Origin of the sequence: Flavobacterium luteum, from assembly GCF_008806775.1 — a bacterium.
GTDB lineage: Bacteria > Bacteroidota > Bacteroidia > Flavobacteriales > Flavobacteriaceae > Flavobacterium > Flavobacterium luteum.
The window spans coordinates 602,226-616,724 of sequence record NZ_WAEM01000002.1 but is presented as its reverse complement, the minus strand read 5'-3'; the positions used below and the strand labels follow the sequence as shown (position 1 = coordinate 616,724).

At 32.6% G+C, this 14,499-nt stretch carries 15 protein-coding genes; 3 read left to right on the top strand and 12 right to left on the bottom strand.

All coding sequences use genetic code 11. The features are described 5' to 3' along the window. Window positions 1-15 precede the first annotated feature (15 nt). A complete protein-coding gene (locus tag F6464_RS06490) occupies window positions 16-669 on the top strand; it encodes a metal-dependent transcriptional regulator (protein ID WP_151106982.1) in 654 nt (217 codons plus the stop codon). Here F6464_RS06490 and F6464_RS06485 read toward each other — a convergent pair. From F6464_RS06485 to F6464_RS06445, 9 genes are all read right to left on the bottom strand, one after another. Further along, window positions 666-791 (bottom strand): FeoB-associated Cys-rich membrane protein, encoded by a 126-nt coding sequence (locus tag F6464_RS06485; protein ID WP_151106981.1) that lies wholly within the window; start codon window positions 789-791, stop codon window positions 666-668. The two genes, F6464_RS06490 and F6464_RS06485, sit on opposite strands and share 4 nt — an antisense overlap. Before the next feature lie 54 nt (window positions 792-845). Further along, complete coding sequence (locus F6464_RS06480) at window positions 846-3,053, bottom strand: TonB-dependent receptor family protein (RefSeq protein WP_151106980.1); 2,208 nt, start codon at window positions 3,051-3,053, stop codon at window positions 846-848. Window positions 3,054-3,169: 116 nt separating this feature from the next. Next, the gene (gene feoB, locus F6464_RS06475) at window positions 3,170-5,269 is read right to left on the bottom strand and encodes a ferrous iron transport protein B (protein WP_151107139.1); all 2,100 of its coding nucleotides are present in this window, start codon (window positions 5,267-5,269) and stop codon (window positions 3,170-3,172) included. Window positions 5,270-5,278: 9 nt separating this feature from the next. Beyond that, on the bottom strand, window positions 5,279-5,512 hold the full coding sequence (locus tag F6464_RS06470) for a FeoA family protein (protein WP_151106979.1): 234 nt from the start codon (window positions 5,510-5,512) through the stop codon (window positions 5,279-5,281). Between the two features lie 74 nt (window positions 5,513-5,586). Next, entirely contained in the window at window positions 5,587-6,261 is a 675-nt protein-coding gene (locus F6464_RS06465; protein ID WP_151106978.1) for an SCO family protein, read from the bottom strand. Between the two features lie 72 nt (window positions 6,262-6,333). After that, complete coding sequence (locus tag F6464_RS06460; protein WP_151106977.1) at window positions 6,334-7,278, bottom strand: DMT family transporter; 945 nt, start codon at window positions 7,276-7,278, stop codon at window positions 6,334-6,336. Further along, window positions 7,278-8,081, bottom strand: a complete 804-nt coding sequence (locus F6464_RS06455) for an SDR family oxidoreductase (RefSeq protein ID WP_151106976.1) — start codon at window positions 8,079-8,081, stop codon at window positions 7,278-7,280. Before F6464_RS06455 ends, F6464_RS06460 begins: the two co-directional genes overlap by 1 nt. Window positions 8,082-8,155: 74 nt before the next feature. Beyond that, on the bottom strand, window positions 8,156-8,635 hold the full coding sequence (locus F6464_RS06450) for an ORF6N domain-containing protein (protein WP_225318034.1): 480 nt from the start codon (window positions 8,633-8,635) through the stop codon (window positions 8,156-8,158). 76 nt (window positions 8,636-8,711) lie between these two features. Further along, window positions 8,712-9,062 carry a hypothetical protein gene (locus F6464_RS06445; RefSeq protein ID WP_151106975.1) on the bottom strand — a complete coding sequence of 117 codons (351 nt, stop codon included), beginning with the start codon at window positions 9,060-9,062 and terminating at the stop codon, window positions 8,712-8,714. 227 nt (window positions 9,063-9,289) lie between these two features. On the opposite strand from F6464_RS06445, the gene F6464_RS06440 reads away from it, so the two are divergent. Then, window positions 9,290-9,616, top strand: coding sequence for a single-stranded DNA-binding protein (locus tag F6464_RS06440; protein ID WP_151106974.1), 327 nt, complete (start codon window positions 9,290-9,292; stop codon window positions 9,614-9,616). Window positions 9,617-9,940: 324 nt separating this feature from the next. Here F6464_RS06440 and F6464_RS06435 read toward each other — a convergent pair whose 3' ends face one another. The 3 genes from F6464_RS06435 to metG form a co-directional block, all read right to left on the bottom strand. Continuing rightward, window positions 9,941-10,453 carry a ferritin gene (locus F6464_RS06435; protein ID WP_151106973.1) on the bottom strand — a complete coding sequence of 171 codons (513 nt, stop codon included), beginning with the start codon at window positions 10,451-10,453 and terminating at the stop codon, window positions 9,941-9,943. Between the two features lie 63 nt (window positions 10,454-10,516). Then, a complete protein-coding gene (locus tag F6464_RS06430) occupies window positions 10,517-11,206 on the bottom strand; it encodes an HAD family hydrolase (RefSeq protein WP_151106972.1) in 690 nt (229 codons plus the stop codon). A gap of 70 nt (window positions 11,207-11,276) precedes the next feature. Next, a complete protein-coding gene (metG, locus tag F6464_RS06425; RefSeq protein WP_151106971.1) occupies window positions 11,277-13,373 on the bottom strand; it encodes a methionine--tRNA ligase in 2,097 nt (698 codons plus the stop codon). Between the two features lie 151 nt (window positions 13,374-13,524). Between metG and F6464_RS06420 the strand changes: the two genes are divergently transcribed. Next, window positions 13,525-14,496, top strand: coding sequence for a S66 peptidase family protein (locus F6464_RS06420; RefSeq protein WP_394349394.1), 972 nt, complete (start codon window positions 13,525-13,527; stop codon window positions 14,494-14,496). Window positions 14,497-14,499: the final 3 nt, after the last annotated feature.

Below are 14,499 nucleotides of genomic sequence, written 5' to 3'. Positions count from 1 at the left end.
TTCAAAAGAAATATCATGACTTTTTCCGAAGAAAATTATCTTAAAACCATTTTTCATTTAACTGCATTTTCAGATCAAGAAGTCAGTACAAACGCTATTGCTGAAATGATGGCAACTAAAGCTTCATCAGTAACGGATATGTTAAAGAAACTTGCCGAAAAAGATTTGGTGCATTATAAAAAATACCAAGGAGTTTCACTAACAGCAAACGGAAGGCTTTTGGCAAAAATGATTGTTAGAAAGCATCGTCTTTGGGAAGTTTTTTTAGTAGAGAAGTTAGATTTTCCTTGGGATGAGGTACACGATATCGCAGAACAATTAGAACATATTAAATCAGAAAAGTTGATTAATAAATTGGATAATTTTCTTGGAAACCCTACAGAAGACCCTCATGGTGATCCAATTCCGGACGCTTATGGAAAAATTATTAAAACAGAGAAATTATTACTTTCAGAATTAGGCTTTAATCAATCTGGAATTTGTGTAGGCGTTAAAGATTCTTCAAAGGAATTTTTGAAATATTTAGATAAGAATCAAATTGCTTTAGGTACACAAATTGAAATTCTTACTAAAGAAGATTTCGATTTTTCATTAAAAATAAAGGTGGATGAAAAAGAGGTTACTATTTCTAATAAAATTGCAAATAATCTTTTTGTAAAGCTAGTTTAATGACAACCACAATCGTCATTCCCGCAATTTTTATTTGATTTTGGTTTCCAAATAAACTTTCTAATTAGGTAAGCCAGTGCAAACCCAACGATAATAAAAACTACTATTTCTTGAAAGCTCATGGTACAAATGTAAAAAGGTTCTCCATAATTAGAGAACCTTTTATGATTTTATTATTAAAACTTAGCGCCTATCGAAATATAAAAAGTCCTTCCTTCACCGGGTAATATACCTGGGCCAGGATATCCTCCCGCGCGTCTTGTGGCATAATCTTTATTTAATAAATTATTAACTCCGCTGCGAACATTATAGTGTTTTAAGAATTTATATTCAGACGAAAAATCCATGATTTCATATCCGTCTAAAATTCCTGTTTGCGCATTTGTTGAAGGAGCAACAGTATTGTTGGCGTCTGTAAAAATTCGTCCAGAGATTTTGTATTGTACCGTTGCCGAAAAATTAGTGTTCCCCCACGATAAACCAAAGTTATGAATGTATCTAGGGGCATTTTCTACTCTATTTCCTGCTAGGTTAGTTTTTGATAATGAAGAAGTTGTAAAATCGACATAACGACTGTCTATAAATGACATCGATGCAAAAATATCTAAGTTACCATAAGGTTTTTCAATACCAACCATTTTAGTAATATTCAAATCAAAAAAGCTTTCAATTCCTTTGTTACGAGTTTCCCCTAAATTGGTTCTAAACAAATAAGTTCCCTGAGTTGGATCGTTATTATTAATAAATTGTGTTAAGCCTCCAACTCGATTGTTATAACTCAAATAGAAAAGTCCAACATCAAAGTTTAAAAAGCCTTTATAAATACCACGGTAACCAAAATCGGCATTATATCCACTTGCATCTTTTAAATTTGGATCTATTACATCCACTATGACACCAGGAGTTAAATCGCTGAATAATACTGGTCGAAAGGCTTGGGATACATTAGCATAAAGGTTAGTTTGCTTCCATTTGTATTCAAAACCTACACCCAAAAGAGGTTTATTTCTAACTCGAGTTTGCTGATCAAAATTAACATCTTTTCCTTCGGCAATATCAATTCTTCCATCAGCAGTTGAGGTAATGTGTTCGTAACGAATTCCTGGAGTTATACTAAATTTATCAGTAATCTTGAATTGATTTTCAGCAAAAAGAGCAATGTTTTTTGTAGTAAACTGTAAATCTTTTTGATATCTTCCTTCAGGAGACATATTAAAATTTGTGTCTGTTGAACCATTCGCATTTTGAAAACGATTTGTTTTTGCTTGATACAAACGTGCCCCAAAAGCAAGGTTTTGTTTGGTTTTCCCTAATTGATAACGGTAAATATTTCTGTTTTCTACACCAAGATTTTTATATTCATCACTGTCTAGTCTTCTGTTTGAATACTGATTTGTGGTTGTATTTATTACATCTTCAACATTCGCAGCACTTGTAAAACCTACACTATTTCGTTCGCCAATCAATCCGAATGCTTTTATATTTACATCAAAATTCGCATTTACTTTAGTGTCAAAATTCACCGAAAAAATATTCCACGGCACTCCAAACCAGTTTCTTTCTCGATTGGATTGTCTCGAATTGGCTTTAAATTGAGCATCAGTCAAGCCGCCTGGTTGTTGCATCTCATAATCAGAATTGGTGTACTCAGCTGAAATTTTTGTTTTTTCAGAAAAACGATATTCAATAAAAGCGTGAGTATTCCTAGATTCAAATCGGTTATTTTCTCTCCAACCTTTTGCGCTTCGCGAATGATTGTAGAAATAATACGACCATTTTTTATATTTTCCGCCAATAGCATTAAAAGAGCTTAACAAGCCATAACTCCCTACTGTATTTTGAGTTTCGAAGGTGAAAGGCTGTTCTTTTTCTCTTTTTAATACATAGTTTAGCATACCTCCAAATTGTGGACCAAATTGCAATGAAGCACCACCACGAATCATTTGAATGGTTTCGACTGCTTCCAAAGGTGGGTTATAATAGGCTTCTGGGTAACCAAACACATCTGCAGAAATGTCTATTCCATTTTGGCGGGTATTTAATTCCCAGCTTCTGTTTGGACTCAAACCACGAACTCCTACATTTATTTGTAAACCAGAACCTTCATTTTCCCAAACGGTTACACCAGGAATTCTTGCAAAAATTTCACGAGCATTATTATTGGTTAAGTTTCCATTGATGTTAGAGAGTTTTAGCACCTCATTTTTTTTTCCAGAAAACAAGATATTGTCTTTTGTTTCTGGCATTCTTTCTGGACTTTGTTGTTTAGAAATAATATATACGGGCTTCAGTATTCTCGTAGTATCATTAGTTTGGTTTTGGACTTCTTGAGCGGTAATTGAAAATACATTAAATAATAGGAGATAAAAAAATAGGTGTTTCATTTTATTTAGATTGATTCTATGCGACAAAAATAACACCTAAAACTTATTTAGACAAATTAAAAATAACATTTTTTAAAAATTAACTTTTGTTCAAGTCAGAACAGATAAGAGGAGGATTATTTTAATAATTGATAGGCAAATAATGCTATCAAATAGGCAAAAATGCTCATAAAAATAAGTTGACCCAGTGGCCATTTCCAAGAATTGGTTTCTTTTTTTGTAATAGCAAGTGTGCTGGCGCACTGCATGGCAAAAGCGTAAAAAAGTAGAAGTGAGATTCCAGAGGCAAAATTGAAAATTTTCTCTCCAGTTTCCTGATTAATTTCGGCTTGCATTTTGTTTTTTATAGTATCCTCATTGTCGCTTCCGCCAACACTGTAAATAGTAGCTAGAGTTCCTACAAAAACTTCTCTTGCTGCAAATGAACTAATTATGGCAATGCCAATTTTCCAGTCATAACCCAATGGTTTAAGGGCAGGTTCTATTGATTTTCCCATCAAACCAATATAAGAATTTTCAAGTTTTTGTGAAGCCACTTCATTTTTAAACTCTAATTCGGATAGAGGGTTTTCTAGATTTTTTACAGTTATTATTTTTTCAGCATCATTAAAACTTGAACCCGATCCGTTTGATGCTAAAAACCATAAGATGATTGAAATAGCTAATATGATTTTTCCTGCTCCAACAACAAAGGCTTTCGTTTTCTCGATTACATTGATAAAAACATTTTTGAAAAGCGGTAATTTATAATTAGGCATTTCTACAACAAAATACGTTTTTCCTTTTATTTTTAGTATTTTATTAAGCACGTAAGCCGAGAAGATTGCCATTCCGAATCCGAGAAGATACAATAACATTAAAGTTAGACCTTGCATATTTATGATACCAAAAAGGCGTTCGTCAGGAATGACTAATCCTATGATTATGGCATAAACTGGCAGTCTAGCAGAACAGGTTGTAAATGGGGTAACTAAGATTGTGATTAATCTTTCTTTCCAATTTTCTATATTTCGAGTGGCCATAATTGCAGGTATAGCACAAGCAGTTCCAGAAATTAGCGGTACAACACTCTTGCCCGATAAACCAAATTTTCGCATAATTTTATCCATCAAAAAAACAACTCTACTCATATAGCCACTTTCTTCTAATATTGAAATAAACATGAATAAGAACGCAATTTGTGGAATGAAAATAAGAATTCCTCCAATACCGGGTATAATTCCTTGTGATATTAAGTTAGTTAAAACTCCAGGGTTTAATTTTTCACTTGCAAATGAACTTAAGGAAGCGAAAGTACTATCAATAAAATCCATAGGAATTTTAGACCATTCGAAAATAGATTGAAAAATCACAAATAGAATCACAAAGAAAATTACATAACCCCCAATTTTATGAGTTAAAATGCGATCTAGTTTGCTACGAAAATCTGTTGCAATCGTGGTGTCAATTTTCTGCCCTTCTTTTAGTACTTCATTGATAAACTGATAGCGTTTTATGGTTTCTTTTTGTTGTAGGCGCTTTAAATCGGAATGTGATTTGGTAAACGAACTCCGAATTTCGTTCCTATCTAAATTTAAAAAGTTAACATCTTGGGTAATAACCAGCCACAATTTATATAATAGTTGATTGGGAAATGTTTTATGAAGGCTATTGAAATAGTCAGGGTCAATACTTGAAGCATTTAGGCAAGGTTCGTTTGAAATAGATTTATAATTGACAATTAAGTTTTTTAATTCATCAATTCCAAAACCTTTTCGCGAACTAATCAATGCAATTTTAGTTTTCAATTGACTCTCTAAATATGGAATATCAAGAGAAATCCCTTTGTGTTTCATCCTGTCAGCCATGTTAATGACAAGAATAGTTGGGATTTCTAAGTCTTTTATTTGAGTGAAAAGTAGTAAATTTCGTTTTAAATTTTCCACATCTGTCACCACCAAAGCCACATCGGGATATAATTTGTCTTTTTTGTTTAGCAATAACTCAATAACTACGTTTTCATCAATTGAACTAGCGTTTAAACTATAGGTTCCTGGTAAATCAAGAATATTCGCTTTACAATTATTGGGTAATTTGCAAAAGCCAATTTTTTTTTCGACCGTAATGCCAGGATAATTCCCAACTTGTTGATTTAAGCCAGTTAATTGGTTAAACACTGATGTTTTTCCTGTATTTGGATTTCCAATTAAAGCAACATTGATATTTTGTTTACTGATCATTACTGCTTACTTTGTTAAAATTTCAACTTCAATTTCACAGGCAGTTTCTAATCGAATGGCCACATGTGAGCCATTAATATTTAAATACAAAGGATCTCCAAACGGAGCAATCTGAAGGAGCTCAACACTATTTCCAGGCAAACAACCCATTTCCAATAATTTTAATGGAATAGATGCTACATCAAATGCTGAGATAATGGCTTTTTCGCCTTTTTTTAAACTGGAAATTGTGGTTTTCAAACCTTATTTAGATTGAATTAAGATTACAAAAGTAAAGATAAAAATAGAATATTAGTTGATAATTATCAGGTTTACTATTTTTTATTATTTTGACAGAGCCAATTAATATCTGCAATTAATCGCTGAATTTCATCTTCTTTCGTTCCGTCATAAAAACCCCGAACCCTTTTTTTTGTATCGACTAAAACAAAATTTTCGGTATGAACCATATCATAAAGTTCGTTCGGTTTTCCTAATTTTACCGCTAAGTATGATTTTCTAGCCATAGCATAAATGGCAGCTTTATCGCCTGTAACTAAATTCCATTTTTTATCATTTACACCGTTTTTTATGGCATAGGCTTTAAGTTTTGCAACATCGTCAACATTGGGTAAAACGGAGTGAGACAAAATCATAACTTTTGGATTATTTAAAAAAGCTTTTTGAACTTCAACAAGATTTGTTGTCATTTTTGGACAAATAGAACCGCAAGTAGTAAAGAAAAAATCGGCTACATAAATTTTTCCTTCATACTCTTTTTGAGTTATTGTTTTTCCATTTTGATTGGTAAACGAAAAATCGGCTATCGTATGGTATTTACTTTTATACTGTACTGTGCTATCAACCATTTCTGGGTTTACATCTGCTGGATTAAAAATGGGCAATGATTTAGTAGGTTTTAATGCCGAATAAAACAATCCAATTGTAACTACAGAAAAAACTAAAAAACACACAATGAATATTCGGTATCTATATAATAAGGATTTCATAATTTGAATTTGAGGCAAAAATACAAAAAGACATTTTTAATGCTTGGCAGTTATTGTTTTATTAGTTAATCTTTAACTTTTAAAAGGATTGATTAGCTTAAGTATTTTAGGTAAACCATAATTTACAATATATATTCCGACTAAAGTTACAAAGCCACCAATTGCAATTGCAGTGTTGAGCGACTCTCCAAAAATAATTACACCAAGAACTACAGCTACAACAGGATTAATATAGGCATAAACACTACTGATTTCTGCTGGAAGATTTTGTAATGCATAAATAAAAGCAATAAAGGTAAGAATAGCTCCAAACACCACTAAATAAGCAATAGCCCACCAAGAGATAGCTGGAATTGCACTTAAACTAACTGCAGTTCCTGTTGCCCCAAGCAAAGCAAAAATAAAAATACTTGAAATAAACATTTGTAAACCTATACTAAAGTAGGGGTTAAAAGTAGCTGCCTTTTTCTTAGTATATAAACTCCCAAACGCCCAAGTTATGGTCGCTATTATTGAAATAATGATTCCAAATCGAAAACTCGGGTTTAAAAAATCATTTAAGTGATCGTAAAAAATAATACAAATACCACTAAAACTAATAATTATTCCTATAATCGTTATTTTTGACAATCGTTCTCCTCTAAATAAGCCAATAATTACAATCCATAAAGGAACAATGGCGCCAATAATGGCACCTAAACCACTACTAATATATTTTACTCCCCAAGTGCTGAGCGCATTACTCATTACAAAATTAAGAAACGTCAGTATCAATATAGTTTTCCATTGTTTCCCTTTTGGCCAGGGTGTTTTTTTATATAAAAAATAAACTAGATATAAGAATCCTCCAATAAATTGTCTAATGGCTACTAACTGTAGCGCGGGCATGTTCCGAACCCCTTCTTTAGAAGCAATCCAGGTTGTTCCCCAAAAAAAACATACCCAACACAATGCAATTATAGGCAAACCTATAGCGTTTACTTTAGTTGAAAAAGCATTTTTTATTTTAATTAGCATTAAAGGGATATTCTAATAAATTGATAATCAAGTGATTTATGTATTTTGTTGCTTAAAATAGTTTTCCCAATAGATGTTTTAGAATGATTGAATTTAGGCACGTTTATATTTAATTCAATCGCTTTTTGAGTATAATAGATTTCTCTTGAGGGATGAAACGGAGTAACTGCATTATAGGTTTCGTTCCATGATTTCATTTCAATTATTTTTTCAATTATTCCAATACAATCTTCTTGATGAATAAGATTGATAGGTGCATTTGGATTTTCGACATTGTCCTTTTTAGAAAGCGAATGAATAGGATGACGGTCTTCGCCAATTAAACCGCCAAAACGAACAATCGTAGTTTTAAAATTAGTATTTTTTTGAAAAAGCTGTTCTACTTGCAACAATTGTTCGCCACTTTCAGTTTCTGGATTTGGTGTAGTTTCTTCTGTAATTCTTCTGTTTTCATCAGCATAAACTGAAGTTGAGCTCACAAAAAGCACATTCTTAACAGACGAATTTTCTATATACGGTAGTAACGTTTTCATTTTACCAACAAAACTTTCGTTGTTAATGCCTCTTAATTTTGGTGGAATATCAATAATTAGTATTTCAGAATCTTTTAAAAATGTTTCAATATCACCAACTATACTATCGCTATGAAGCGAAATCAAAAAAGCATCAATATTGGCTTGCTCTAAAACAGTCAATTTTTCTATTGAAGTTGTAGACCCTTTTACATAAAAGCCTTTTTTTAGTAACGATTTTGCTAAAGGCAAACCCAACCAACCACAACCTAAAATACTAATTTTTGTCATTTTTTATTTTTTGTAACCAATCTTTTTGCGTTCTTTTTGGATTGTTTCCTTCTCTTCTTTTTTTATAAGGTAGTTTAAAGCATCATATACATCACTGAACTTTTTGTCATATTTGGTTTCCATTTCAAGTAATTTTTCATTAAATTCCTTGTGTATAGAGCATATTTTCTAATCATTACAAAAGTTCTCATAATTGCAATGTTTACATTTATAGCTACATCAGAATTTAATATACCGCTTAACATAGCTACTCCTTGTTCAGTAAAAGCAAAAGGAGTTGCCGTTATATTTCTTTTATTTTGATATGCGGTCACAAATTGTGACCGCATATTTTCCGATTCTTCAATAGTTAATCGAAACATAAAATCAACAGGAAATCTTTTAATATTCCTTTTAACCGCTTGGTTTAACACTTTAGTTTCTACTTCGTAGAGTAAAGCTAAATCGAAATCAAGAAGGACTTTTTGACCCCGAATTTCGTATATCTTAGATTGTAATGTAGTTACTTGCATAAATGAGGCGTGTAGATTGATGGTCACAAATTGTGACCGCATATTTTTTATCTTTCAATTAAAGTATCATTAATTAAAATTAGACTAACATTTTTCGAGGCAAATTTAGGGATGTTTTTTATATTTCTTTTTTTACTAACATATAATAGTCGTCTTCTAAAACGCGATAGCCTTGATCGTAAACAAAAAAATAGGTATTTCCTGTTTTGGTTTCTAAAATATTGGTAAAAAATTCGAAATCGAAACCTTTACTTAATAGTTTTGCTCTCGTGGTTTTTGATTTTCCTTCTACATTTATTTCAGAAAGAATTCTGTAATTTTTACGCAATTTGTTATTGATGTTGCGCATGAAGTTGGTGCTGTCTTTATTTATTTTGTTGTTGTATGCATTACGGCAACCGTCGCTACAAAACTTTTTATCTTCACGACCGATGATTTTTTCGTTGCATTCTAGGCAGGTTTTAGTCATATTTTGTCATTTTATAAGTTTTATTTTAAAATCAGTAAAAAACTTAAAATCAATCAAATATAAACAAATTTTTCCATTTACAAACGGTTACAAATAATTACAACCGAAAGTAAGCAGTTAGTAACCGAATAAATTTTGGCAACCGTCGCATCTTTGCAATGTCGAAATCAAACAAGTATCGACACGAAACAAAAATCATTTTTATAAACAATTAAATTTTACACGCCATGAATGCAATTAAAAACAGAGTACAGTTAATCGGAAACGTAGGTAATGATCCTGAAATTAAAAATCTTGAAGGAGGAAAAAAATTAGCTAATTTGACTATCGCAACAAACGACAGTTACAAAAATGACAAAGGAGAAAAAGTAGAACAAACCGAATGGCACCGTGTGGTTGCTTGGGGGAAAACTGCTGAAATTATTGAAAAATATGTGACGAAAGGGAAACAAGTTGCCGTTGAAGGGAAGCTGTCTCATAGAAGCTTTGACGATAAAAACGGGGAAAAGCGTTACATTACCGAAATAGTGGTAAGTGACTTATTGTTATTATAAAAACACAAACGATGTTAATTACATTACTTTTTTTGTAATGTTAAAAAATAAAAAGGCTTTTTCACCGCTAGTGAAAAAGCCTTTTTTTATTTAAATCATGATGTTTTTTTAAATAAATCAAACATCGGACATCGCTTGCATCTTTTATCATCTCCTTTTTTAAATTTCTTACAACACTTAGACTTGCAGTTTTCAGAAACCTTAATTTTAGTAAGAACTTTTATTTTATCTTTCTTTTTAGACTTTATGCTCAATGGTAAAAAATTTAATTCCAGCACAAAAGTATATTATTTTTATCTATTCTAAATAAATTTAACAATAAAGTTATACTTTAGGAATTGCTGCTGTTATAGCCGCTTGTTGAATATCTCTATCAAATAGATATAGACCTCCTTTATCATCACCAATGAGATTTATTTTATCTAAAATAGACTTTGCAGTAGCTTCTTCTTCTATTTGTTCAGCAACATACCATTGTAGGAAATTATGAGTAGCATAATCTTTTTCGGAAAAAGTAATGTGCACCAATTCGTTGATGGAATCAGAAACAAAAATTTCATGTTTGTATAAAGCTTCAAACATTTCCTTGAAAGTGCCATAAGTGGTTGTAGGCGCTTTTAACTCAGAAACGAGAGCGTGACCGCCACGTTCATTTACATATTTTATCAATTTAAGCATGTGAGCTCGCTCTTCGTCAGATTGGGTAAACATAAATTGAGCAATACCTTCTAAACCGCTAACTTCTGCCCAACAAGCCATGGCAAGATAGGTTTGTGAAGATTCAGCTTCAATACGAATTTGTTTATTTAATGCAGTTTCAATATTTTTTGTTAACATGGTGATCGTTTTTATGTAAAATTAAAAAATAAAAGTCAAAACGTATTAGTATATCAGAGATTTTTAATGTTTTAAAATCTTTAAAACATCTGTTATTTTTTCTACTGTTTTAAAGTTTTTATGCTCCACTTTATGGCTAATTTTTTCATGTTCCCAAGTAGTGTGAAACGGAATATGAACCGCATGACCGCCAATAGCTAAAACGGGCAATACATCTGATTTTAGGGAATTACCAATCATAAAAAACTCATTAGGTTTAATTTCTAAACGCTTTAATAGTTTTTTATAATTAATTTCTTGTTTATCGGCCATGACTTCAATATGATGAAAATACGGACCAAGGCCTGAACGATGCAGCTTACTTTGTTGGTCTTTCAAGTCGCCTTTAGTCGCCACGACCAATTTGTATTTCCCATGTAAAGCTTTTAAAGTATCTTCCACGCCATCTAATAATTCTATTGGTTTTTGTAACAACTCTTTTCCCAATTCGATAATGCGTTCTATAATTTCAATTGAGATGGTATTGTCTGAAATTCGCATCGCAGCTTCAATCATAGAAAGGATATAACCTTTGATGCCGTAGCCGTATAAATCTAAATTTTCGATTTCAGTTTTAAACAATTCCTGCGACAAACCTTGATGCGAGAGATAATCTTGCATTAAGGCGCAAAATTTTTGTTCCGTTTCTTGAAAATACGGTTCGTTGACAAACAAAGTGTCGTCAGCATCGAATGCTATTACTTTTAGGTTCATAGGATTGTTTTTTTTTACCGCAGATTCGCAGATTTTTTACATTAATCTGCGAATCTGCGGTTATTTTTTTCTAATTTATAGTCTCCCCATTCCCAACACCATCCGAACCTGTACTGAGCGAAGTCGAAGTGTCTGGATTTACAAAAACCAATTTCCCTTCGGTGTCGTTGGTCATCAAAATCATGCCTTGGCTTTCAACTCCACGAAGGTTTCTTGGAGCTAGATTCACTAAAACAGTCACTTGTTTTCCAATAATATCTTCTGGCTTGAAACTCTCGGCAATTCCTGAAACAATGGTACGAACATCAATTCCGGTATCCACTTTTAAAATCAATAGTTTGTTGGCTTTTGGCATTTTTTCGGCTTCCAAAATCGTTCCCACACGCAAATCCATTTTTGAAAAATCATCAAATTGAATCAATTCTTTTTGTGGCTCCGTCATTGCGAGGGATGAAGCAATTTCATCCTTATTTGCGGTTTTTGTAGCTTCCAATTTGTCTATTTGTTTTTGTATTTCTTCATCTTCAATTTTAGAAAAAAGCAATTCGGCTTCGCCAATTCGGTGTCCAGATGGAAGCAAATCAGAAGCGTCAGCAATTGTTTTCCAATTCAGAGGGGAATCAATTTTTAAAATTCTAGATAGTTTTGTGGCAGTAAAAGGTAAAAAAGGTTCGCAAAGTGAACTCAAAGCAGCAGCAATTTGCAAAGCCACATACATTTGAGTTTGCACTCGAGCGGGGTCGGTTTTTACCATTTTCCAGGGCTCTTCATCGGCGAGATATTTATTACCCAATCGAGCTACATTCATCAATTCGCTTAAAGCTTCACGAAATCTATATCTTTCTATAGAACTCGAAATTACAGCAGGATAGGCTTTTAATTCGGTTAAAGTCGCTTCATCGACATCTGAAAGTTCGTTTGCATTTGGGACAATTCCTTCATAATATTTATTGGTCAATACCACTACACGATTTATAAAATTACCATAAATGGCTACCAATTCATTATTGTTTCTAGCCTGAAAATCTTTCCAGGTAAAATCATTGTCCTTGGTTTCTGGCGCATTAGATGTCAAAGCATAACGCAAAACATCTTGCTGATTCGGGAATTCTTCTAAATATTCGTGCAACCAAACCGCCCAGTTTTTTGAAGTCGATAATTTATTTCCTTCTAAATTTAAGAACTCGTTTGCAGGAACATTGTCAGGCAAAATATAACTTCCCTCTGCTTTTAACATCGCAGGGAAAATGATGCAGTGAAAAACGATATTATCTTTACCTATAAAATGAACCAATTTTGTGTCTTTGTCTTTCCAATACGGTTCCCAATCTTTTCCTTCTCTTTGCGCCCATTCTTTAGTAGACGATATGTAACCAATTGGAGCATCAAACCAAACGTATAATTTTTTTCCTTCTGCACCTGCAACAGGAACATCAATCCCCCAATCGAGGTCGCGAGTTACCGCTCTAGGCTCTAATCCGCCATCAATCCATGATTTTACTTGTCCGTAAACATTGGGTTTCCAGTCATTTTTATGACCTACAAGAATCCATTCTTTCAAGAAATTTTCATACCGATTCAAAGGTAAAAACCAATGTTTTGTAGATTTCAAAATAGGAGTTTCGCCTGTAATTGTCGATTTTGGATTTATTAAATCAGTAGCATTCAAAGTCGAACCGCATTTTTCACATTGGTCTCCATACGCTTCTTCGTTGCCACATTTTGGACAAGTCCCCACTACAAAACGATCGGCTAAAAATTGATTGGCTTTCGCATCGTATAATTGTTCAGTAACCTCTTCAATGAAATCGCCATTGTCATATAATTTTTTAAAAAACTCAGAAGCCGTATCGTGATGAATTTTTGCCGATGTTCGAGAGTAATTGTCAAATGAAATTCCAAAATCTAAAAATGATTTACGAATAATTCCATCATATTTATCAATTACTTCCTGTGGAGTAACACCTTCTTTTTTGGCTTTCATCGAAATAGCAACACCGTGTTCGTCGCTTCCGCAAACAAACAAAACATCTTTACCTTGTAAACGTAAATATCTTGAATAAATATCTGAAGGCACATAAACACCAGCCAAATGGCCAATATGAATTGGACCGTTAGTATATGGCAATGCAGCAGTAATAGTATATCTTTTTGGAGGTTGTAACATAAAAATAGTTTAATTAGTTTCTGAAGTTAATTCAGAATAAATGCAAAAATAAGCAATAGAATTGAGTCCCGACACTTCAGGATAAGGTTTTTATTAGAACTATTTTTCCGCTTACTTTTTATATATTTGTCCATATGATTTTCTAAACAACATGATAAACCTAAAAACAAGTAGCTTTATATTTTTACTAATTTTTTTGGTGTCAACTATTCAAGCACAACACAATATGATAACACCACCCAATTTAAAAAAAGGCGATACCATTGCAATCGTTGCAACTGCTAGAAAAAACATTGATGATAATTTGAAACCGGCAATTGACTTGGCCAAAAAGTGGGGATTAGAAGTTGTAATTGGAAAATCTATAGGTTTAGATAACAACCAATTGGCAGGAACTGACGAACAGCGTGCTTCCGATTTTCAAGAGATGATAGACAATCCCAATATTCATGCAGTTTGGTGTGTTCGTGGAGGATACGGAACAGCAAGAATGATAGATTTAGTCGATTTTTCTAAATTTAAAAACAACCCTAAATGGATTGTTGGTTTTAGCGACGTTACCGTTTTGCATAGTCATTTAAATAATTTAGGTTTTGCCACCATTCACGGAATTATGCCGGTAAATGTAGAAAAAGCATCGCCAGAAGTAGAAGAAACTCTGAGAAAAGCCTTGTTTGGAGAACCTTTAAGTTATATTGTTCCTTGCGAAAATGAAAATAAATCCGGAAATGTAGAAGGAATATTAATAGGAGGAAATCTTTCTATATTGTATAGTTTAATGGGTTCAAAATCGCAGATAGATTGCAAGGGAAAAATTCTTTTTCTAGAAGATCTTGACGAATATTTGTATCATATAGATCGAATGATACTGAGTTTAAAACGATGCGGTTGTTTTGATGATTTAAAAGGTCTGGTTGTGGGAAGTTTTATAAAAATGCATGATAACGACATTCCGTGGGGAAAAACAGCCTATCAGATCATTGCAGATATTACAAAAAAATATGATTTTCCAGTGGTGTACAATTTCCCTTCTGGGCATATTCATGATAATAGAACATTGATTTTTGGAAAGAAAGTTTCCTTAGATGTGAATGACAATTATTCGATTTTGAAATTTGATTAATCC

What these genes read in the sequence shown, in the direction of transcription:
- F6464_RS06430 (WP_151106972.1), bottom strand. Translation starts at nt 11,206, where the DNA reads ATGAACCTAAAAGTAATAGCATTCGATGCTGACGACACTTTGTTTGTC.
- F6464_RS06420 (WP_394349394.1), top strand. Translation starts at nt 13,525, where the DNA reads ATGATAAACCTAAAAACAAGTAGCTTTATATTTTTACTAATTTTTTTG.
- F6464_RS06460 (WP_151106977.1), bottom strand. Translation starts at nt 7,278, where the DNA reads ATGCTAATTAAAATAAAAAATGCTTTTTCAACTAAAGTAAACGCTATA.
- F6464_RS06485 (WP_151106981.1), bottom strand. Translation starts at nt 791, where the DNA reads ATGAGCTTTCAAGAAATAGTAGTTTTTATTATCGTTGGGTTTGCACTG.
- F6464_RS06480 (WP_151106980.1), bottom strand. Translation starts at nt 3,053, where the DNA reads ATGAAACACCTATTTTTTTATCTCCTATTATTTAATGTATTTTCAATT.
- F6464_RS06455 (WP_151106976.1), bottom strand. Translation starts at nt 8,081, where the DNA reads ATGACAAAAATTAGTATTTTAGGTTGTGGTTGGTTGGGTTTGCCTTTA.
- F6464_RS06450 (WP_225318034.1), bottom strand. Translation starts at nt 8,635, where the DNA reads ATGCGGTCACAATTTGTGACCATCAATCTACACGCCTCATTTATGCAA.
- F6464_RS06490 (WP_151106982.1), top strand. Translation starts at nt 16, where the DNA reads ATGACTTTTTCCGAAGAAAATTATCTTAAAACCATTTTTCATTTAACT.
- F6464_RS06445 (WP_151106975.1), bottom strand. Translation starts at nt 9,062, where the DNA reads ATGACTAAAACCTGCCTAGAATGCAACGAAAAAATCATCGGTCGTGAA.
- F6464_RS06440 (WP_151106974.1), top strand. Translation starts at nt 9,290, where the DNA reads ATGAATGCAATTAAAAACAGAGTACAGTTAATCGGAAACGTAGGTAAT.
- F6464_RS06435 (WP_151106973.1), bottom strand. Translation starts at nt 10,453, where the DNA reads ATGTTAACAAAAAATATTGAAACTGCATTAAATAAACAAATTCGTATT.
- metG (WP_151106971.1), bottom strand. Translation starts at nt 13,373, where the DNA reads ATGTTACAACCTCCAAAAAGATATACTATTACTGCTGCATTGCCATAT.
- F6464_RS06465 (WP_151106978.1), bottom strand. Translation starts at nt 6,261, where the DNA reads ATGAAATCCTTATTATATAGATACCGAATATTCATTGTGTGTTTTTTA.